Consider the following 21,571-nt stretch of genomic DNA (forward strand, 5'->3'; position numbering starts at 1 on the left):
AAAAACCCGACATAAGCCGGGCTAAGTAGTGTTTTCAGATGCTGGTGACGCGGATCTGCTGTCCGGCAAACGCATCACACAACCGCTGTGCAAACTGCAGGGCGTGCGCGCCGTCGCCATGTAAGCAGACGGTCTGCGCATTCACTGCCACCCATTCTCCCGTGATACTTTTTACCTTGCCCTGCTGCACCATCGTCAGCGTCTGATCGATAGCCTGCTGCTCATCGTCAATCAGCGCGCCCGGCTCGCTGCGCGGCACCAGCGCACCGCTGCTGAGATAGCCACGATCGGCAAAGACCTCTTCCCGCGTGCGTAAACCGTAGTGCGATGCGGCACGTATCGATTCGCTGTTCGCCAGTCCCACCACAATCAGCTGGCTGTCGACGGCACGGATGGCGCGGGCAATGGCGTCTGCCAGCACCGGATCAGCCGCGGCCTGGTTATAGAGCATGCCGTGCGGCTTAACGTGAACCAGCCGCGCACCTTCGCTTTCCGCCAGGCTTTTCAGCGCGCCAATCTGGTAGATCATCTGGGCATAGACCGTTTCCGGTGGCAGCTGCATGGCACTGCGGCCAAAGTTCTCCCGATCGGGGAAAGCAGGATGCGCGCCGATGGCGACGCCGGATGCCTGTGCCCAGCGCACCGACTGCAGCATGGTCTGCGCATCTCCTGCGTGAAAGCCACAGGCGATGTTGGCGGAACTCACCAGTTCAAGCAGCGCCCGATCGCTGGCACAGCCTTCGCCCAGGTCGGCGTTTAAATCAATGTTCATGAAGTCCCCATTTCATCTGGTCCAGCGCGCGTTGCTGATGCTGACGTGCCAGCATCGCTTCCGGCAGCGTGCAGTGAATAAAGTGAATCGGCTCACCGAGGCGGATTTGCGCCAGATGATAGAGATCGGCTTCGATGACGGAGGCGATCCGCGGATAGCCGCCTGTGGTCTGGGCGTCCGCCATCAGCACGATAGGCTGTCCGTTCGGCGGTACCTGAATCACACCCGGCATCACGCCGTGTGACAGCAGCTCACGCGGACTTTCACGTTTAAGCTCACGTCCCTCAAGCCGGTATCCCATCCGGTTGCTTTGCGGGCTGAGTTTCCATGCGGTACGCCAGAACGCCTGCTGCGCGTCGGGGCTGAACTCGTGATATTCCGGACCAGGCAGTGCGCGGATGCGATTGCCCCATAGCAGCTGCCGTACCCCGACTTTGCGGTCGAACTGACGCGTCGGTTTGCCCAGCGGGATCTGATCGCCATCCCGTAAGGCGCGACCGTGAAATCCGCCAAATTTTGCTTTCAGATCGGTGCTGGCTGAGCCGAGCACCGCAGGGATGTCAAAACCACCCTGCACTGCCAGATAGCTGCGCATGCCGCGCTGCGGCATCGCCAGCGACAGGACCTGGCCGCGTTTCACCGGGGTGCGCCAGCCCGTCCAGACCGGCTGACCGTCCAGCTCCGCATGGCAGCCTGCGCCAGTCAGTGCGAACCAGCCGTCGCGGGTAAACTCCGCTTTGAACTGGCCGAGCACCAGCTCCAGCACCGCGCTGTCAGGCGCATTGCCCACCAGCACATTGGCGGTGAACATCGCGGGATGATCCAGCACGCCGCCGGGGCTGAGGCCATACTGACGCCAGCCGTAGCGGCCCGCATCCTGAAGGGTGGCGGCCAGCCCGGCGCGAAGAATATTTAACATACGCCCTCCTGTTGCGGCACAAAGCGAACCCTGTCACCGGGACGGAGCAGTGTGGGCGGTTGTTGCAGGGGATCAAACAGCGCGGTGCGGGTCTGGCCGATTAACTGCCAGCCGCCGGGCGAAGCCAGCGGATAGACGCCCGTCTGGCTGCCACCGATGCCAACCGATCCGGCCGGTACCGCAACTCTCGGCTCCGCACGGCGTGGTATGTGCAGGCGCGGATCCAGTCCGCCCAGATAGGGAAAGCCCGGCTGAAAGCCGACAAAAAACACCACATAGTCGCTGCTGCTGTGCAGCTCAACCACCTGACCGGCCGTCAGCGCGGCATGTTCCGCCACCACCACCAGATCGGGGCCATGTTCGCCGCCATAGATCACCGGGATCTCCACCAGACGCGATTCTGGCAACTGCGCTTCACTCTCTTCCCACCAGCGCTGAAGCCGCTCTATCGCATCCAGCGCACTCTGCTGGGGATCGCGCAGAATCAGGGTGATATTGTTCATGCCAAGAATGACCTCCAGCACGCCCGCATCCGACTGCAGTCGCTGGTTCAGTCCCCAGATACGCTGCTGACTCTCCAGTGAGACCGGCGGCTCCAGCTCCAGCACGACAGCGCGTTCACCCAATAAATAACACCGTGCTCGTTGCAACAGCTACCTCCCGCCTGATTGAGATCGTGCCTGGCCGACCTGACCGGATGCCCGGATCAGCCGATGGCTTATCTACTTAAAGCAAATAGTTATGCGAAAGTGGCAGGGATGTGTCAACAGATTTAGGTCCTGCGCAGGCACGCAGGACAAGGGAGAGATCAGGCAGGATTAGGAATATCGATGAAGGTCACATCAAGATTGTGGTGTTGTGCCAGCCACTCGCCCAGCGCTTTTACGCCGCCACGCTCGGTGGCGTGATGACCTGCGGCAAAGAAATGCAGCCCCTGCTCGCGTGCGCTGTGAATGGTCTGTTCAGAGACTTCACCGGTAATGTAGGCATCAACGCCCGCAGCGGCGGCCTGGTCGATAAAGCCCTGTCCGCCACCGCTGCACCAGGCGATGCGACGTATCAGTGCTGGCGCGTTATCACCGCAATGCAGCGGTTCGCGTCCCAGCTTATCGCCAATTCGGCGGGCCAGCTGTTCACCGGAGATCGGCTCAGCCAGCTCACCCCAGAACACCAGCGGCATGACTTCGCCACGTACGTCGATATCCAGCAGTTTCGCCAGCTGGGCGTTGTTACCCAGTTCTGAATGCGCATCAAGCGGCAGGTGCCAGCCATAGAGATTAATATCGTTAGCCAGCAACGTCCGCAGACGGCGGCGCTTCATGCCTTTAATCGCGGCCGGTTCACTTTTCCAGAAGTAGCCATGATGGACGATTATTGCATCGGCCTGACGTGCGACCGCCTCATCCAGCAAGGCCTGACAGGCTGTTACGCCGGTGATAATCGTTTTAACTTCGCTGCGCCCCTCAACCTGTAACCCGTTGGGGGCATAGTCGCTGAAGCTGTGGCTGTCGAGTTGCTGATTGATCAGCGTCTCTAATTCGTAATGGTTCATTCAGGCTCCTTCGAGGCCTCAGGCGGCGCTTTTGGCGCGCTCAAAGGCGTCTAATGTCTTTTTACGGGCTGCCTTATGATCCACGATTGGTGCCGGATAATCGAGTTTCCTGTTGTTCTTTTCCGCCCAGACGTGGGGCTGGTGAATATGGCTGTCAGGGACGTCCGCCAGCTCCGGCAGATAGTGACGGATAAACTCGCCCTGCTCATCGAAGCGCTCGCCCTGTGTGGTCGGGTTAAAAATGCGGAAATAGGGTGCTGAATCTGTACCGGTGGAAGCCGCCCACTGCCAGCCACCATTGTTTGCGGCCAGGTCGCCATCAATCAGCTGCTGCATGAAATAGCGTTCGCCTTCGCGCCAGTCGATCAGCAGATCTTTAACCAGGAAACTGGCGGTGATCATCCGTAAACGGTTGTGCATCCAGCCCAGCGCCTTCATCTGACGCATTGCAGCATCGACGATCGGATAGCCTGTTTTTCCCGCTTTCCAGGCATCGAAATGCGCGTCTTCACGCTGCCATTCCACGTTACGCGTCCAGTCAATAAATGGCTTGTGCCGGCACAGTGCCGGATAGGCAACCAGCAGATGACGATAGAACTCACGCCAGATCAGCTCGTTCAGCCAGGTAAATGCGCGACTGTTGTCCAGCGCATCGGGATGTTCATGCAGAACGCGATGCAGGCACTGACGAGGCGACAGCACGCCGGTCGACAGATAGACCGACAGGCGACTGGTAGCGTCCAGCGCAGGAAGGTCGCGCTTCGCGGGATAATCGATAATGGGTTGAGTGGCGAAATGGCGCAACCGCTTCAGGGCAGCCGCTTCGCCTGCCGGAAACAAATCCTCATCAAAGGCTTCGGTCGGACAGTCAAACGCAGGGATTGGGGTGGTTTTCAGCGGCGCACCGTCGCGCGGCTTAGGTGCAGGCACGCACTCCGGAAGACTCTGCTGCAAACGGCGGACAAAGGCTTTGCTGAACGGCGTAAAGACTTTATACATTGAGCGATCGCCACTCTGCACACTGCCAGGTGGCAGCAGCAGGCTGTCATCAAAGCCCTGGCAGATCACGCCCGCGTCATCGAGACGCTTTTCCGCCTCGGCATCGCGCTGACGCTCATTCACTTCATACTGATAGTTATAGAAGAGCTGGTCGACCTGGTGCTTGTCACAGAATTCGGCCAGCGCATCGATACTGTCGCTGAAGGCGTGACACGCCTGATAGTGCAGCGCAATGCCCCGCTCAGCCAGCGCGTTCTGTACTTCCACCAGACTGGCGTGAATAAACGCCGCCTGCCTGGGTGACATGTCATGCTGCTGCCACTGTTCCGGCGTAGCAAGGAAGAGCGCAATCACTTTTGCCTTGCTGTCGCGACAGGCGGCGTGAAGTGCCAGATTATCGTTGATGCGTAAATCATTACGCAGCCAGACCAGATGAGTGGTCATACGCCTCCTGAATTACTGTCCGTAGCGTAAGCACAAGGCTTCGGGATAGGGATCGAAATAGCGCTGCTGTGCCAGCCACGGATGCGGAAACTCAGCCATGTAGTGCTTGAGAATGGTAATGGGCACCAGCAGCGGTTGTGTACCCTGACGATAGCGGTCAATCAGCGTTGCCAGCTCCTGACGCTGCGGTGAGCTTAGCTGGCGGCGGAAGTAGCCCTGCACGTGCATCAGCACATTGGTGTGATTACGACGTGAGGCGGGACGTGACATCAGTTCCATCATGCGATTGCGGTACTCAAAGGCAAAGGCATCCAGCGAGTCCCACTGGCTCATCGAAGCAACAAAGGGTCCCAGCTCGCGATATTTCTCCTGCGAATGCGCCAGCATCATCAGTTTGTAGCGGCTGTGAAAGGCGATCAGCCCGTGACGGGTCAGGCCGCTTTCCCACATCTGATTAAATTCATGCAGTGCGCAGATACGGCCGATAAAGTTCTCTCGCAGAGCGGGATCGTGCAGACGACCATCCTCTTCCAGCGGCAGCCAGGGCATCTCGCGCTGCAGGAATTCAGCAAAAATGCCGGTGCCCACTTTGCGGTTATTGTTGTTGTCGGGTTCGTAGACCCGTACGCGCTCCATCCCGCAGCTGGGCGACTTGGCGCACAGGATATAACCGGAGAGATGATGCAGCGATTTTACCCGCTCCGCAGACCAGTCACGCATCTGAGCGGTGACTTCTTCGCCGCCGTCTTTGCTGAAGCAAAGATGCACCTCATCATCACCCTGCTTTACCAGACGCAATGCCGGACGCGGCGTAGGCAGCCCAATCGCCATTTCAGGACAGATCGGCTCAAAGCGGACAAATGGCGTAAGATCCTCAGTTGCAAAAGTAAGACGCTTATGGCCACCATCAAACCTCACGCTATCGCCGAGCAGGCATGCACTGATTCCAACGGGGATTTTTTTGCTCATACTTGTACAACCTCCGAAATCTTGTAGAGGTTTAAGTGTAGCGCAAAATGGTCAGGAATAAAGGGGGAAAACGCGGTTCCGGACCGCTTATTCTCAGAAAAAACGCAAAAAAAAGCCCGGTCAGATGACCAGGCCTGTTCTGCGGGAGGGGTCATTACCAGAATGCGCCACCACCGGCTTCAGACTGCGCCAGCCAGACCGGCTTTGCGCTGGTCTTGCACCAGACGCGATGCAGGTAACTGTAGAAGCGTGCCCGATCCTGTCGAAACAGCATGACAGGCAGTGCCAGAACGCCGAGAAGAACCACCAGCGTACGACGCGCGAGTATTTTATAACGTGGATAAGCCTGATACATGGTTTCTCCTCCCGGTAAGTTAAAGTGTGCGAATGTGATCTGTGTTCAACTTTACGCCAGGTTGTGTAATTTTACTACTCATCTGACCACTTATTTGTCGCTATTTTTGCTGTTTAAGAATTAACCTGTAATTTAGTTACAGATAAGTTACCGCCAGGTTACGAGAGGGTTTGAATGCCCGAAAGATGACGCGCGCGGACGGCAGCATAAAATATTGATAAAGTAGCGCTTCGGCTCTCACTCAAGGCAGGTATTGCGTGACCACGGTTTTGATCGTTGAAGATGAAAAAGAGATCCGCCGCTTTGTCCGGCTGGCGCTGGAAAATGAAGATCTGAAGGTGTTTGACGCCGATACGCTGCAGCGCGGGCTGATTGAAGCGGCAACCCGTAAACCTGATTTAGTGATCCTTGATCTTGGCCTGCCGGATGGGGATGGCACCGATTTTATCCGTGATCTGCGCCAGTGGAGCGCCATACCGGTGATAGTGCTGTCGGCGCGCAGTGATGAGCAGGATAAGATCGCCGCACTGGATGCCGGCGCGGATGACTATCTGACCAAACCATTCGGTGTTGGCGAACTGCTGGCGCGTGTCCGTGTTGCACTGCGCCGTCATGGTGGCCAGCAGCCCGAAGCCAGAATTCAGTTTGCCGACATCAGCGTCGATTTTGCCGCACGGCGGGTACAGCGCGGCGGCAGTGAGATTCACCTCACGCCGATTGAGTTTCGTCTGTTGAGCATTCTGCTGAATAATGCAGGAAAGGTGCTGACGCAGCGGCAGCTGCTGAGTCAGGTCTGGGGACCCAATGCGGTGGAGCACAGCCACTATCTGCGTATTTATATGGGGCATCTGCGCCAGAAGCTGGAAGAGAATCCGACCCAACCGGCCCATCTGCTGACCGAAACCGGGATCGGCTATCGCTTTATGCCATAAAAAAAGGCGCCAGAGGCGCCTTTCATAACTGCAAACAAACTCAAATCAGAGTGAATCTGACCGCAACGAATAAACCTGAGGCGCAGGGAACTGGGTCAGAGGAGGAAAGCGTCCCACGCCATGGATGGCGTGGGACGAGCGTGTCATGGATGACGGCTTTTGCGTCTTTCCGATCTGACCCTGTTTCCTGTGCTGGCACGTTCCCGCAGCTAACTGGAGTAGATTTTGTCAACAATCTAAATGGCGCCAGAGGCGCCTTATCTTTACCCGACTATCAGGCGTTTTTCAGCACTTCGCTGACAATCTCTACCGCTTCTTTCTCAATCTGCGCGCGGTGTTCTGCGCCCAGGAAGCTTTCACAGTAGATTTTGTAGGCGTCTTCGGTGCCTGACGGACGAGCAGCAAACCAGCCATTCTCCGTCATCACTTTCAGACCGCCGATAGACGCACCGTTACCTGGTGCCGCAGTCAGACGCGCGGTGATGGGATCACCCGCCAGCGTATCCGCGCTTACCATTTCTGGTGACAGCTTCGACAGTGCAGCTTTCTGCGCTGAAGTGGCGGATGCCTGCAGACGGTTGTAGCTTGGTGCGCCAAAGCGCGCGGCCAGCTCGTCATAATGCTGCTGCGGGTTTTTACCGGTCACAGCGGTGATTTCAGCCGCCAGCAGACACATGATGATGCCATCTTTGTCCGTTGACCATGGCGTGCCGTCGAAACGCAGGAATGACGCGCCCGCGCTCTCTTCACCGCCGAAACCAAAGCTGCCGTCATACAGACCATCAACAAACCATTTGAAGCCAACCGGCACTTCCACCAGCTTGCGGCCAATGTCGTTGACGACACGGTCGATCATGGCGCTGGACACCAGGGTTTTACCCACGGCGACATCCTGGCCCCACTGTGGACGATGCTGGAACAGATAGTTGATCGCGACCGCCAGATAGTGGTTCGGATTCATCAGACCGGCCGGAGTCACAATGCCGTGGCGGTCATAATCAGGATCGTTACCGAATGCCAGATCGAACTTGTCACGGTAGGCCAGCAGGCCTGCCATTGCGCTTTCAGACGAGCAGTCCATGCGCACGACACCATCTTTATCCAGATGCATAAAGCGGAAGGTCTGATCGACCGCGTCATTCACCAGCGTCAAATCCAGCTTGTAGTGCTCAGCAATACGCTGCCAGTAAGCAATACCGGAACCGCCCAGTGGATCAACACCCAGCTTCAGGCCCGCTTTCTGGATCGCCGGGAAGTCGATAATCTCGGCCAGACCTTCAACGTACGGCTGGATCAAATCTTTCTCGACCACATGGCCACTCGCCATCGCCTGTTCCAGCGGCAGACGTTTCACCTCTTTCAGCCCATCTTTGATCAGCTGATTAGCGCGATCTTCCACTACTTTGGTGACGTTGGTATCAGCCGGTCCGCCGTTAGGTGGGTTGTACTTGATGCCGCCATCTTCCGGTGGGTTGTGCGAAGGCGTGATAACGATGCCGTCAGCCAGCGGGCCGCCCGCTTTGTTGTGCTCAAGAATAGCGTTCGAGATCGCAGGGGTCGGCGTATAGCCATTGTCCTGCTGCACAATCACATCAACGCCGTTCGCCGCCAGCACTTCCAGTACCGACAGGATCGCCGGTTCTGACAGCGCATGGGTGTCTTTACCGACGTAGCACGGCCCGGTGATGCCGTTCTTTTTACGCTCTTCGGCAATCGCCTGCGCGATAGCCAGAATGTGCATCTCGTTGAAGCTCTGACGCCCTGCACTGCCGCGATGGCCAGAGGTGCCAAATTTCACCGCATGTTCCGGGTTCGCCACATCGGGCTGCAGGACATAATATTGTGACGTTAATTGTGCAACGTTAATCAAATCGCTCTGCTGGGCGGGTTGCCCGGCACGTGGGTGATTGGCCATTGGCGCTGCTCCCTGACGCTTAAGTTTTAAATGGTGCCGCAAACTTTCTCGGTCAGTTCCGCCGGGAACTGCATCGAGAGCATGATGTGTTCGACCATGCTGCATTTACGACCAGTATTGGTGTTGGTGATCACCCAGTACGGTGTGCCGGGCACATGCTTCGGCTTAGTATGGGTGCCATTCTGTAACAGCGTATGCTCATCACCAGCAAAATAGACGCGGGTGCGGCCCTGCAGAGATGCAGTAGCTTCAGCAAAAGCTGCAGTATCAAGACGATAGAGCGTTGACAAGATAAGCATAAAGCGGTTCACCGCCCGCTTCTGCTCCGCATATTCATCGGAAAGCAGCAGCTCACGCACCGCGCGGACACGATCCTGCGGGCGCGAACCCACGGACGCAGGCTGAGACTCTTTCGCTGCCTCTTTTGAGGCTGGCTGAGCAGGCGAAGCGGGTGCAGTCTGACCGGCAGTGAACTTCAGCATACGACGCAGAATGTCGGATGCGCTTTCACCAATGTGTTGCGTGTGGCTGGCAATATAACGGTAGAGCTCTTCGTCAACTTCGATCGTTTTCATCTTATTCCGTACGGTTCTTTCTCATGACAGAACCACCTGTTTCCTGAAAAGCTCTGAGTATAGTCAGGCAATTCAAAGGATGTGCGGGTTCTAACATCAGGATTATAAAGTTAAATTCAGGCGGGTTGTTAGCAATCAAACGGTTTACGGGCAAAAGTCAGAATATGTCCTAATGCCGCCGGAACCGGCGCGCCTGAAAAGGTGAAACCATGATAACCTAAGCACAGGTCTCAAACTTAAGAACTTTGCTATGATTTTGAACGCCCGTTTGCAAACTGAACAATCCCCTGCTGATTCCTTACCTGTCGTGCTTATCCACGGCCTGTTTGGCAGTCTGGATAACCTTGGCGTGCTGGCGCGTGGGCTCAAAGATGCCGGGCCTCTGCTGCAGGTTGATGTCCGCAACCACGGACTCTCACCACGATCTGACGAGATGAACTACGCTGTAATGGCGCAGGACATGGTCGATACGCTGGATGCGCACGGCATTGAACGCGTCGCGGTGATCGGTCACTCAATGGGCGGGAAGATCGCCATGACCATGAGCGCGCTGGTGCCGGACCGCATCGAGCGGCTGGTGATGATTGACATCGCTCCGGTCGACTACCAGACCCGCCGCCATGATGAGATTTTTGCCGGTATTCGTGCTGTAACCGACGCAGGCGTCTCGTCACGCAGTGAGGCGGCGAAGATTATGCGTACGCTTATCGATGAAGAAGGGGTGATTCAGTTCCTGCTGAAGTCATTTCAGGCGGGCGAGTGGCGCTTCAACGTCCCGGTGCTGTGGGATAACTACACCACGATTTCGGGCTGGCAGCCCGTTCCGGCATGGGATCATCCGGCACTGTTTATTCGCGGAGGCGACTCCAGCTATCTGGACAACCGCTACCGCGATGCGCTGTTGCAGCAGTTCCCGGCCGCGCAGGCACATGTCATTGGAGGCGCGGGACACTGGGTTCATGCAGAGAAACCCGATGCCGTTTTGCGCAGTGTCCGTCGCTTTTTTGCGCTTTAAAAGCAAATAGATGGCGGCAAAGGTTTAGGATTGGCGTCCGGAGTAAGCGTGAAGTATGATGGCGCGCTAAAATTTTGCCGCGCGTCCGTTTTGCTGCGGCAATAGCCAATAATTTATAATCTGCGCGGTGAGTGACTGGCGCCCGCCCCCATTCAGTTTTACTAAGCCATGGCAAAAGAACAGACTGACCGCACGACGCTCGATCTCTTTGCTGATGAGCGCCGCCCTGGTCGCCCCAAAACCAGTCCGCTTTCGCGTGATGAACAGCTGCGCATCAACAAGCGCAATCAACTCAAACGTGACAAAGGACGCGGACTTCGTCGTGTCGAACTGAAAATGAACAGTGAAGCCGTCGATGCGCTCAACACGCTGGCAGAGCAGCGCAATCTCAGCCGCAGCGAGCTGATTGAACAGATGCTGCTGGCACAGCTCAAACTGGATTAATGCGGGCAAATCGCACGCAGGAGCAAATGTCGGGGCTTTAACCGTTCACCGGTTTTCTCTCGTCTGCTATTATTCGCTGAAATGTGCTGCGGCACACATCTCATTATCAGGATTTAAGAGGTTATTTTACTCATGGCACTTGTAGGCATCTTCTTTGGCAGCGATACCGGCAATACCGAAAACATTGCAAAAATGATCCAGAAACAGCTGGGTACAGACGTTGCAGAAGTGCATGACATCGCGAAAAGCACAAAAGAAGATCTGGAAGCGTTTGATATCCTGCTGCTGGGCATTCCGACCTGGTACTACGGTGAAGCGCAGTGCGACTGGGATGACTTTTTCCCGACGCTGGAAGAGATCGATTTCAACGGCAAGCTGGTTGCGCTGTTTGGCTGCGGCGATCAGGAAGATTACGCGGAGTACTTCTGTGATGCGATGGGCACAATCCGTGACATCATTGAGCCGCACGGTGCCGTGATTGTCGGACACTGGCCAACCGAAGGTTACCACTTCGAAGCCTCAAAAGGTCTGGCCGATGATACCCACTTCCTGGGTCTGGCCATTGATGAAGATCGCCAGCCTGAACTGACTAACCAGCGCGTAGAGCAGTGGGTTAAGCAGATTTCTGATGAACTGCAGCTGAAAGATATCCTCGAAGCCTGATCCTGCCCGACTCAATGTGAGCGCCAGCTCACATTGAGGCAATGGAAATTCCTATAGAAATAATAGCCACATTTTTTTAACTTTCTCCGTTTAATCTGTAGAATACCCGCATCGATCTTCCGCTTATTTCTCAGGCGGCAAGACTAAGCGATGTACCAACAGACATCTGCCAGAATCCTCCCCGGCCCGGTGACCTATCCCCCACAGCCCGTGATGATTCAGGCACGCCCTCTGGTTTTCATTTCATCGCTTCAGTTCTATAATGAGACGCAAATGAGAATGAGCGCAGATCGACATTCAAGGCGACAAGCCACAAAAGTGAATATAGTGACAGGACAAAATCCGCATGACTGACAACAACACCGCATTAAAGAAGGCTGGCCTGAAAGTGACGCTGCCCAGACTGAAAATTCTGGAAGTGCTTCAGGAACCTGAGTGCCATCACGTCAGTGCGGAAGATTTGTACAAACGCCTGATCGACATCGGCGAAGAGATTGGCCTGGCTACCGTTTACCGTGTTCTGAACCAGTTTGATGACGCTGGTATCGTGACCCGTCATAACTTTGAAGGCGGCAAATCTGTCTTTGAACTGACGCAGCAGCATCACCACGATCATCTGATCTGCCTGGATTGCGGCAAAGTTATTGAGTTCAGCGATGAGTCGATCGAAACGCGTCAGCGCGAAATCGCCACCCGTCATGGCATCAAGCTGACCAACCACAGCCTCTATCTCTATGGACACTGTACGCTGGGCGATTGCCGGGAAGATGAAACCCTGCACGACCAGTAACGCGAACTGAAATAAAAAAACCGGTGAATTCACCGGTTTTTTTTCGTCTGTCCTGGGCTGTGATATCAGGCGACCAGCGTCTCCTGCAGATAGCGCCAGCGTGGAATGGAGCTGCTGCAGTCCAGTATCGCCAGCGAAATACGGCTCTGATTATTGCCATTCATCATCTGCATTTCGCGATACTGCACGGTGATCTCTTTCTCATGATGAGAAAGGATGACGTGCTCGCAGGTGGCAATACGCATCCCTTCGCGCTGTCCCTGCAACTGCCTGAAGAGTTCCTCGACCTCGTTCAGATTGCACTCTCTGCCCTTTGGAGTGACCATGCGGAATTCAGGATGGAAATAGGACATCAGCAGCTCAAAACTGTCATCAGATCCGGCAGGCTGGTTAAAAATACGTTCAATGAGCTGATGTAAAACGACCACACTGTTTCTGGCTTCCTGGGCGAGAACTGTCATTTTTTTTCCTTCTGTAACCCGCTTTGCAACCTCTGAGAGCGCATAGCCTACCTGAAAGCGGATAATTCACATCCGGAAATTGATTAATTTTTTTAAACTCAGATTTCTCTCACAATGCGGCATTTAATCGGTTGCGGTTAGGTCAGAATAATCGTCGGCAATGATTAAAATCGGGGCAACAAAAAAGGGCGATAAATCGCCCTTTTGTCATTTTATGAGGTCAGCCTCAAAAAAATTTATTCGCCGGTTTTCGCCCAGGTATCACGAAGACCGACGGTGCGGTTAAACACCAGCTGCGACGGTTTAGAGTAAACGCTGTCGGCACAGAAATAACCTTCACGTTCAAACTGGAATGGAGTGGTCGGTTCTGCATCGCGCAGGCCCGGTTCCACAAAGCCCTGTTTGATCGCCAGTGACTCAGGATTGATTACCGCCAGGAAGTCCTCTGCCGCGCCCGGATTTGGCACACTGAACAGACGATCATACAGACGGAACTCTGCTGGCTGCGCGTGATCCGCAGACACCCAGTGAATCACCCCTTTGACCTTACGGCCATCGGCAGGATCTTTGCTCAGCGTATCTGTGTCGCTGGTGCAGTAGATGCAGGTGATGTTGCCCGCTTCATCTTTAGCGACGCGCTCAGCACGAATCACATAGGCATTACGCAGGCGGACTTCTTTGCCCAGCACCAGACGCTTATATTGCTTGTTCGCCTCTTCGCGGAAATCGGCACGGTCGATCCAGATCTCACGGCTGAACGGCACTTCACGCGTGCCCATCTCCGGTTTACCCGGATGATTTGGCATAGTGATGATTTCGTTATGGCCTGCTGGCAGATTTTCAATCACCACTTTCAGCGGGTCCAGCACGGCCATGGCACGTGGCGCGTTCTCGTTCAGGTCGTCGCGAATACAGGATTCCAGCGAGGCCATCTCCACGATGTTATCCTGCTTGGTCACGCCAATACGACGGCAGAATTCGCGGATAGAGGCGGCGGTATATCCGCGACGACGCAGACCTGAAACGGTCAGCATGCGCGGATCGTCCCAGCCTTCTACGTGCTTCTCAGTCACCAGCTGAGTGAGTTTGCGTTTCGACATCACCGCATACTCCAGATTCAGGCGCGAAAACTCATACTGACGCGGATGAACCGGTATGGTGATGTTATCCAGCACCCAGTCATAAAGTCGACGGTTGTCCTGGAACTCCAGCGTACACAGCGAGTGCGTAATGCCTTCCAGCGCATCAGAGATGCAGTGGGTAAAGTCATACATCGGGTAGATGCACCACTTGTTGCCGGTCTGGTGGTGTTCCGCGAACTTGATGCGGTAAAGCACCGGATCGCGCATCACGATGAAATTAGAGGCCATGTCGATTTTAGCGCGCAGACAGGCCGTGCCCTCGGCAAACTCACCGTTACGCATCTTCTCAAACAGCGCCAGGTTCTCTTCCACGCTGCGGTCGCGATAAGGGCTGTTTTTGCCCGGCTCTTTCAGGGTGCCGCGATATTCGCGAATCTGATCCGGACTCAGCTCATCTACGTAGGCGAGACCTTTAGAAATCAGCTCGATGGCATAGTCATAAAGCTGATCAAAATAGTTTGATGAGTAACAGACCTCACCGCTCCACTCAAAACCCAGCCACTGGACGTCACGCTTGATGGATTCAACAAATTCCACATCCTCTTTAACCGGATTGGTATCGTCGAAACGCAGGTTGCATTGCCCCTGATAATCCTGGGCGATGCCAAAATTCAGACAGATCGATTTCGCATGACCAATATGCAGATAGCCATTGGGCTCTGGCGGAAAACGGGTATGCACGCTGCTGTGCTTACCGCTCGCCAAATCTTCGTCAATGATCTGACGAATAAAGTTAGTTGGGCGGGCTTCAGCCTCACTCATCTCAAAAATCCTCAATACGAATAACGGGTGATTTGTACCACGAAGTAACGGAGTATGATCCACAAAGCGTCTGAGGGAAACAACCGTTTGTTAAGCCTTTAAAACAAAAAAAGGCAGGAATCGCTTCCTGCCTGTGGGGTTCTGTTGCGGGGATTAGCCTTTCACTTCATACAGCGGAGTTTCACCTGCCACCACCTGACCGCGGGCCAGTAATGTCAGACCGGCGAAATCATCGCTGTTGCTGACAACCACCGGACTCACCATTGAGCGGGCATTGGCGTTCAGGAATTCAAGGTCCATTTCCAGCACAGGCTGACCGGCGACCACCGTGGCCCCTTCTTCAGCGAGACGGGTAAAGCCTTTACCTTCCAGCGCCACGGTATCCAGTCCCATGTGCACTACAATCTCTACACCATTGTCCGTTTCCAGACAGAAGGCGTGATTGGTGTTGAAGATTTTCACCAGCGTACCGTCAATTGGAGCCACGACCCATTTGTCGCTCGGTTTGATCGCCAGACCATCGCCTACCGCTTTGCTGGCAAAGGCTTCATCCGGCACATCATCCAGCGCGACCACTTCGCCCGTTACCGGTGCCAGCAATGTCGCAATAACACGCTTCTCACTGTTCAACACGGCCTGCGGTTTAATGTCAGGTTCCACTGGCGCACTGCTGGTAGCAGCGGCTGCGACCGGGCCTTTGGTCAGCACTTTTTTCATCGCCGAGGCAATACTTTCGGCCTGAGTACCTACGATGATCTGCACGCTCTGCTTATTAAGGCGGATCACCCCGGATGCACCCAGACGCTTCGCAACGCCCTCATTGACCTGAGCCGAATCATTCACGTTAAGACGCAGGCGGGTAATACAGGCATCGATGCTGGTTAAGTTGGATGAGCCACCCACGGCACCAATATAACGGCGCGCCAGCGATTCAGTGGCCGTTTCACCATTGTCAGTTTTATCGACGTTAACGTCATAACCATCACTTTCATCACCGGCAACCGCCAGCTCGCGGCCCGGCGTCATCAGGTTGAATTTTTTGATGGTGAAGCGGAAAACCACGTAGTAGATAACGAAGAAGACCAGGCCCTGCGGAATCAGCATGTACCAGTGTGTTGCCAGCGGGTTACGGGTCGACAGCACCATATCCACCAGCCCGGCACTGAAACCAAATCCGGCAATCCAGTGCATGCTGGCAGCGATGAAGACCGAGATGCCGGTCAGGACGGCGTGGATGAGATAGAGCACTGGTGCCACGAACATGAAGGAAAATTCCAGCGGTTCGGTGATACCGGTAAAGAAAGCAGCAAATGCCGCAGCCAGCATGATACTACCGACTTTGACACGGTTCTCTGGACGCGCGCAGTGGTAGATAGCCAGCGCAGCACCCGGCAGACCAAACATCATAATCGGGAAGAAGCCCGCCTGATAACGGCCTGTGATGCCCACGGTTGCCGATCCATCAGCCAGTGACTGCGCACCGCCCAGGAATTTAGGAATGTCATTAATGCCAGCAACATCAAACCAGAACACGGAGTTCAGTGCATGATGCAGACCGACAGGAATCAGCAGGCGGTTGAAGAAGGCGTAGATACCGGCACCGGCAGAGCCGAGCTTTTGGATATGCTCACCAAAGCCCACCAGGCCATTAAAAATAACCGGCCAGATATACATCAGAATGAAAGCGACGAAGATCATCAGGAACGAGACGAGAATCGGCACCAGCCGGCGTCCGCTGAAGAAGGAAAGCGCTTTAGGCAGCTCGACATGGCTGAAGCGGTTATAGACCTCTGCCGACAGAATACCGACCAGAATACCGACAAACTGGTTGTTGATTTTGCCAAACGCCACAGGCACCTGGTCAACCGGCATCTTCTGTATCATCGCCACCGCGGCCGGTGAGCAGAGCGTGGTAACAACCAGGAAGCCGACAAAGCCAGTCAGGGCAGCGGCACCATCTTTATCTTTTGACATGCCATATGCGACACCAATCGCAAACAGCACTGACATGTTTTCGATGATGGCGGCACCGGATTTGATCAGCAACGCAGCGAGCGCATTACCTGCACCCCAGCTGTCCGGATCGATCCAGTAACCCACCCCCATTAATATTGCTGCTGCTGGCAGGGTTGCTACCGGCACCATCAGTGCGCGCCCCACCTTCTGTAAATAACCTAACATATCCCCTTCCCCCTATGAGCCTGACTTGTCGCTTTGCGCCGCTTAATGTTGTTATGTCAGCTGCAAAGATCGTTAATACACTTCATATCACGCTGCGAAGTGTAATGATAAATTAATTCGCCTCGCAAATTAAAACCCTGGTAAATGTGATTTTTATCACTAAAAAACATCATGTCACACGGCAACATCTGGCTATCACCACAAACTTATTTTATGATCCGAAATATTGAATTACGCTCCGCCCGTAGCGAGAATAGACAATCTGCTCAGGCTGATGACTAACGCAACGGTTTAGCGATCCCCTTTCTATTTTCTAATGAGGTGAAAAATGAGACTGATTCCTTTAGCGACGCCAACCCAGGTGGGTAAATGGGCCGCCCGACATATCGTTAACCGCATCAATGCGTTTAACCCGACGGCGGACAGACCTTTTGTTCTGGGTCTGCCAACCGGCGGCACGCCACTGGAGGCGTACAAACACCTGATTGATATGCACAAAGCGGGCCAGGTCAGTTTTAAACATGTCGTGACCTTCAATATGGATGAATATGTCGGTCTGCCAAAAGAGCATCCTGAAAGCTATCACAGCTTTATGTATCGCAACTTCTTCGATCACGTTGATATTGAACCGGAAAATATCAACCTGCTGAATGGTAATGCGCCCGATATTGACGCAGAATGTCGTCAGTACGAAGAGAAAATTCGCGCACTGGGTAAAATTCACCTGTTTATGGGCGGTGTCGGCAACGACGGTCATATCGCCTTTAACGAACCGGCGTCTTCACTGGCTTCCCGTACCCGCATTAAAACCCTGACCCATGATACCCGCGTGGCGAACTCGCGCTTCTTTAACGGTGACGTGGATCAGGTGCCTAAGTATGCGCTGACGGTCGGCGTCGGCACGCTGCTGGATGCAGAAGAAGTGATGATTCTGGTTACCGGCCATGTCAAAGCGCACGCACTGCAGGCAGCGGTTGAGGGCAACGTGAATCATATGTGGACCATCAGCTGCCTGCAGCTGCATGCGAAATCGGTTGTGGTCTGTGATGAGCCAGCCACCATGGAACTGAAAGTGAAAACCGTGAAATATTTCCGCGAAATGGAAGCGGAAAATATGAAAGGCGTGTAACAGAATAGTCTCTTGCCCTGCTGTTACGCTGAGTGACAGCAGGCCAGGACGGGAGAAGAAAGATGTACGCATTAGTAAACGGTCGAATCTACAGCGGCCATGAGATTCTGGATAATCACGCCGTCGTGGTGGCTGACGGGCTTATTGCGCGCGTCTGCCCACGTGAATCGCTTCCGGCTGATATTGAGCAGCAGGATATGGCGGGTGCGATTATTGCGCCAGGCTTTATCGATCTCCAGCTCAATGGCTGCGGTGGCGTTCAGTTCAATGACAGCCTTGATGCGCTCAGCATTGAGACGCTGGAAACGATGCAGCGCGCCAATGAAAAGTCTGGCTGCACCAGCTTTTTACCGACGCTGATCACCAGCAGCGACGCGCTGATGAAGCGGGCAATTGAAACCATGCGCGCTTACCTGCAGAAGCATGAGCATCAGGCGCTGGGTCTGCATCTGGAAGGCCCGTGGCTGAGTAAGGCGAAAAAAGGCACCCACGATCCGGCACTGATTCGCCTGCCGGATGCGGCGATGGTGCAGTATCTTTGCGACAACGCCGACGTCATCACCAAAGTCACCCTGGCACCAGAAAACGCCGGCAGCGACGTGATTCGTCAGTTGACCGACGCCGGAATCATTGTCTCAGCGGGTCACTCGAATGCGACCTATGAAGAGGCAAAAGCAGGTTTTTCTGCTGGCGTGAGTTTCGCAACCCACCTCTACAATGCTATGCCGGCGTTTGCCGGACGTGAACCCGGGCTTATCGGTGCGCTGTTTGATTCGCCTGATGTATACTGCGGCATTATTGCGGATGGTTTACATGTACATTACGCTAACGTGCGCAATGCAAAACGCATTAAAGGCGACAAACTGGTGCTGGTAACCGATGCCACCGCACCGGCTGGCGCTGACATCAGCGAGTTTATTTTTGCAGGCAAAACAATCTATTATCGTGACGGCCTCTGTGTTGACGAAAACGGCACACTTAGTGGTTCGGCCCTGACGATGATAGAAGCAGTACAAAACAGCGTCGAACATGTCGGTATCGCACTGGACGAAGCGTTACGCATGGCATCACTCTACCCGGCACGGGCGATGGGCGTGGAAAAACAGTTGGGCTCGATCGAAGCAGGAAAAATCGCGAACCTGACTGTGTTTACGCGCGACTTTAAAATCATTAAGACGTTAGTCAACGGAGACGACGTCCTGAGCGAGTAAGCACTGAATGACCACTGGCGGCCAGTCACAAATAGGAAATGTCGATCTTGTTAAGCAACTTAATAGCGCAGCGGTTTACCGGCTGATTGATCAACAGGGGCCGATATCGCGCATTCAGATTGCCGAACTCAGCCAGCTCGCCCCCGCCAGCGTCACCAAAATTACCCGCCAGTTGATTGAGCGCGGCCTGATCAAAGAGGTAGACCAGCAGGCGTCTACCGGTGGTCGCCGCGCTATCTCGATTATCACTGAAACCCGCCACTTTCATACTATCGGGGTTCGCCTCGGCCGCAACGATGCGACTCTGACCCTGTTCGACCTCAGCGGTAAATCGCTGGCGCAGGAGGATTATGCGCTGCCGGAACGCACCCAGGAGACGCTGGAACATGCGCTGTTTAACGCCATCAGCGGCTTCATCGAGCAGCACCAGCGTAAAATACGCGAGCTGATCGCGATTTCCGTCATCCTGCCAGGCCTGGTTGACCCGATTAACGGCGTGATCCGTTATATGCCGCACATCTCTGTCAGCCACTGGCCGCTGGTCGCCAGTCTGAAAAAACGGTTCAACGTCACCAGCTTTGTGGGGCACGACATTCGCAGTCTGGCGCTGGCCGAGCACTATTTCGGTGCAAGCCGAGACTGTGCTGACTCAATCCTGGTGCGCTTACACCGCGGCACCGGTGCCGGCATTATTGCTAACGGCCATATTTTCCTCGGCAGCAACGGCAACGTCGGCGAAATCGGCCATATCCAGGTTGACCCGCTTGGCGAGCGCTGTCACTGCGGTAACTTTGGCTGCCTTGAAACCATTGCCGCTAACGGCGCCATTGAGAATCGTGTGCGGCATCTGCTGAATCAGGGCTACCCCAGTGTACTGACGCTGGAGGCGTGCCAGATGTCCCACATCTGCAAAGCGGCTAATCAGGGTGATGCGCTGGCCTGCGAAGTGGTTGAACAGGTGGGCCGGTATCTCGGCAAAGCGATTGCCATCGCGATTAACCTGTTTAATCCACAAAAAGTGGTGCTGGCGGGCGAGATTACGGAAGCAGAGAAAGTGCTGCTGCCCGCGATTGAAGGCTGCATCAACACCCAGGCATTAGAAGCCTTTCGTAAAAATCTGCCGGTGGTGCGTTCTACCCTGGATCACCGTTCTGCGATTGGTGCGTTTGCGCTGGCTAAACGTGCCATGCTTAACGGCATTCTGCTGCAACATCTTCTGGAAGACTAAGAGCCTATCCCAGTAGGCGTAATTGGTGCAGGCAGTCTGGACACGGACAGCGCGGAACAACCGGAGCGTACACGTAGTACGTGAGGATTGTGAGCACTGCCCAGGTTTAGAATGACAAATAAAATAGCCTAATGGGACAGGCTCTAAGCTAACCCGCTGTTGTGGCGGGCCACATCGGATCTGACTATGACCATTAAAAGCGTAATTTGTGATATCGATGGCGTGCTGATGCACGACAACACGGCCGTTCCTGGCGCGCAGGAATTTTTACAGCGCATTCTGGCCAAAGAGATGCCGCTGGTGGTGCTGACAAACTATCCCTCGCAGACAGAGCAGGATCTGGCTAACCGCTTTGCTTCGGCTGGTGTCGAGGTTCCTGAATCCGTTTTCTATACCTCTGCCATGGCTACCGCCGACTTCCTGCGTCGTCAGGAGGGTAAAAAGGCCTATGTCATTGGTGAAGGCGCGCTGATTCATGAGCTCTATAAAGCGGGTTTTACCATTACGGATGTGAATCCCGATTTTGTCATTGTCGGGGAGACGCGTTCGTTCAACTGGGACATGATGCACAAAGCGGCCTTCTTCGTCGCTAACGGCGCGCGCTTTATCGCCACTAACCCCGATACGCACGCGCGCGGCTTTATACCCGCCTGTGGCGCGCTCTGCGCCGGGATTGAGAAGATCTCAGGACGTAGCCCGTTTGTTGTGGGCAAACCCAGCCCTTACATCATGCGCGCAGCGCTGAATAAAATGCAGGCCCACTCAGAAGAGACGGTCATTGTGGGTGATAACCTGCGAACCGATATTCTCGCCGGTTTTCAGGCAGGTCTGGAAACGGTTTTGGTGCTGTCAGGTGTCTCGACGCTGAGCGATATCGATGCCATGCCGTTCCGTCCGGACTGGATCTACCCTTCTGTTGCCGATATTGACCTGTTCTGATTCATTTTTCTTATGACGCATCCGTTTAATCTGTGATGCGTCCCCCCTTTTTTTCATGCTCCAGCCTACTTTCACTGCCTGTTTTTTACTCACAAATGCCTTTTCATTGCCGATCCAACAACAAAACAGCATTTAAATTGTCGTTTATTCAATTTTATAGCCATGTGAGCAATA

At 54.7% G+C, this 21,571-nt stretch carries 21 protein-coding genes; 9 read left to right on the forward strand and 12 right to left on the reverse strand.

Annotated elements, in window-relative coordinates; genetic code table 11:
• Positions 1-34 precede the first annotated feature (34 nt).
• The 7 genes from pxpA to IV493_RS12690 form a co-directional block, all read right to left on the reverse strand.
• A complete protein-coding gene (pxpA, locus tag IV493_RS12660) occupies positions 35-772 on the reverse strand; it encodes a 5-oxoprolinase subunit PxpA (RefSeq protein WP_195857235.1) in 738 nt (245 codons plus the stop codon).
• Positions 762-1,691, reverse strand: a complete 930-nt coding sequence (gene pxpC / locus IV493_RS12665; protein WP_195857236.1) for a 5-oxoprolinase subunit PxpC — start codon at positions 1,689-1,691, stop codon at positions 762-764. The genes pxpA and pxpC overlap by 11 nt, the downstream gene beginning before the upstream one ends.
• Positions 1,685-2,341 carry a 5-oxoprolinase subunit PxpB gene (gene pxpB / locus IV493_RS12670; RefSeq protein ID WP_195857237.1) on the reverse strand — a complete coding sequence of 219 codons (657 nt, stop codon included), beginning with the start codon at positions 2,339-2,341 and terminating at the stop codon, positions 1,685-1,687. The genes pxpC and pxpB overlap by 7 nt, the downstream gene beginning before the upstream one ends.
• A 158-nt stretch (positions 2,342-2,499) precedes the next feature.
• A complete protein-coding gene (locus IV493_RS12675) occupies positions 2,500-3,243 on the reverse strand; it encodes a type 2 GTP cyclohydrolase I (protein WP_013357133.1) in 744 nt (247 codons plus the stop codon).
• Positions 3,244-3,261: 18 nt separating this feature from the next.
• Entirely contained in the window at positions 3,262-4,686 is a 1,425-nt protein-coding gene (phrB, locus tag IV493_RS12680; RefSeq protein WP_195857238.1) for a deoxyribodipyrimidine photo-lyase, read from the reverse strand.
• Between the two features lie 12 nt (positions 4,687-4,698).
• A complete protein-coding gene (locus IV493_RS12685) occupies positions 4,699-5,655 on the reverse strand; it encodes a 2-thiouracil desulfurase family protein (RefSeq protein WP_013357131.1) in 957 nt (318 codons plus the stop codon).
• A 154-nt stretch (positions 5,656-5,809) separates the two neighbouring features.
• Positions 5,810-6,010, reverse strand: coding sequence for a DUF2517 family protein (locus IV493_RS12690; RefSeq protein WP_013357130.1), 201 nt, complete (start codon positions 6,008-6,010; stop codon positions 5,810-5,812).
• A gap of 257 nt (positions 6,011-6,267) precedes the next feature.
• Here IV493_RS12690 and kdpE point away from each other — a divergent pair, with 257 nt between their 5' ends.
• A complete protein-coding gene (gene kdpE, locus IV493_RS12695) occupies positions 6,268-6,942 on the forward strand; it encodes a two-component system response regulator KdpE (RefSeq protein ID WP_195857239.1) in 675 nt (224 codons plus the stop codon).
• Between the two features lie 274 nt (positions 6,943-7,216).
• Here kdpE and pgm read toward each other — a convergent pair whose 3' ends face one another.
• Both pgm and seqA read right to left on the reverse strand, forming a co-directional pair.
• On the reverse strand, positions 7,217-8,857 hold the full coding sequence (pgm, locus tag IV493_RS12700) for a phosphoglucomutase (alpha-D-glucose-1,6-bisphosphate-dependent) (protein WP_033731859.1): 1,641 nt from the start codon (positions 8,855-8,857) through the stop codon (positions 7,217-7,219).
• Between the two features lie 26 nt (positions 8,858-8,883).
• The gene (seqA, locus tag IV493_RS12705) at positions 8,884-9,432 is read right to left on the reverse strand and encodes a replication initiation negative regulator SeqA (protein ID WP_013357126.1); all 549 of its coding nucleotides are present in this window, start codon (positions 9,430-9,432) and stop codon (positions 8,884-8,886) included.
• Between the two features lie 250 nt (positions 9,433-9,682).
• On the opposite strand from seqA, the gene ybfF reads away from it, so the two are divergent.
• The 4 genes from ybfF to fur all read left to right on the forward strand — a co-directional run bounded on the left by ybfF (position 9,683) and on the right by fur (position 12,344).
• On the forward strand, positions 9,683-10,447 hold the full coding sequence (gene ybfF, locus IV493_RS12710) for an esterase (protein WP_195857240.1): 765 nt from the start codon (positions 9,683-9,685) through the stop codon (positions 10,445-10,447).
• Positions 10,448-10,615: 168 nt separating this feature from the next.
• Complete coding sequence (ybfE, locus tag IV493_RS12715; protein ID WP_003852811.1) at positions 10,616-10,891, forward strand: LexA regulated protein; 276 nt, start codon at positions 10,616-10,618, stop codon at positions 10,889-10,891.
• 132 nt (positions 10,892-11,023) lie between these two features.
• On the forward strand, positions 11,024-11,554 hold the full coding sequence (fldA, locus tag IV493_RS12720) for a flavodoxin FldA (protein WP_013357124.1): 531 nt from the start codon (positions 11,024-11,026) through the stop codon (positions 11,552-11,554).
• A 346-nt stretch (positions 11,555-11,900) separates the two neighbouring features.
• Entirely contained in the window at positions 11,901-12,344 is a 444-nt protein-coding gene (gene fur / locus IV493_RS12725; RefSeq protein WP_009091454.1) for a ferric iron uptake transcriptional regulator, read from the forward strand.
• 65 nt (positions 12,345-12,409) lie between these two features.
• Here the strand turns inward: fur and IV493_RS12730 are convergent, their stop codons facing one another.
• From IV493_RS12730 to nagE, 3 genes are all read right to left on the reverse strand, one after another.
• Positions 12,410-12,805, reverse strand: coding sequence for a hypothetical protein (locus tag IV493_RS12730; protein WP_013357123.1), 396 nt, complete (start codon positions 12,803-12,805; stop codon positions 12,410-12,412).
• A gap of 236 nt (positions 12,806-13,041) precedes the next feature.
• Positions 13,042-14,709, reverse strand: coding sequence for a glutamine--tRNA ligase (gene glnS / locus IV493_RS12735; protein ID WP_013357122.1), 1,668 nt, complete (start codon positions 14,707-14,709; stop codon positions 13,042-13,044).
• Positions 14,710-14,862: 153 nt separating this feature from the next.
• On the reverse strand, positions 14,863-16,890 hold the full coding sequence (gene nagE, locus IV493_RS12740) for an N-acetylglucosamine-specific PTS transporter subunit IIBC (RefSeq protein ID WP_033782329.1): 2,028 nt from the start codon (positions 16,888-16,890) through the stop codon (positions 14,863-14,865).
• Positions 16,891-17,218: 328 nt separating this feature from the next.
• Here nagE and nagB point away from each other — a divergent pair, with 328 nt between their 5' ends.
• The 4 genes from nagB (at position 17,219) to IV493_RS12760 (ending at position 21,397) form a co-directional block, all read left to right on the forward strand.
• Positions 17,219-18,019 carry a glucosamine-6-phosphate deaminase gene (nagB, locus tag IV493_RS12745; protein ID WP_195857241.1) on the forward strand — a complete coding sequence of 267 codons (801 nt, stop codon included), beginning with the start codon at positions 17,219-17,221 and terminating at the stop codon, positions 18,017-18,019.
• A 62-nt stretch (positions 18,020-18,081) separates the two neighbouring features.
• Positions 18,082-19,230, forward strand: coding sequence for an N-acetylglucosamine-6-phosphate deacetylase (gene nagA, locus IV493_RS12750; protein ID WP_095707559.1), 1,149 nt, complete (start codon positions 18,082-18,084; stop codon positions 19,228-19,230).
• Between the two features lie 7 nt (positions 19,231-19,237).
• A complete protein-coding gene (locus IV493_RS12755) occupies positions 19,238-20,458 on the forward strand; it encodes an N-acetylglucosamine repressor (RefSeq protein ID WP_033731851.1) in 1,221 nt (406 codons plus the stop codon).
• Between the two features lie 186 nt (positions 20,459-20,644).
• Positions 20,645-21,397, forward strand: a complete 753-nt coding sequence (locus tag IV493_RS12760) for an HAD-IIA family hydrolase (protein WP_013357117.1) — start codon at positions 20,645-20,647, stop codon at positions 21,395-21,397.
• Positions 21,398-21,571 lie beyond the last annotated feature (174 nt).

Origin of the sequence: Pantoea sp. SM3640 (assembly GCF_015654165.1) — a bacterium.
Lineage (GTDB): Bacteria > Pseudomonadota > Gammaproteobacteria > Enterobacterales > Enterobacteriaceae > Pantoea > Pantoea vagans.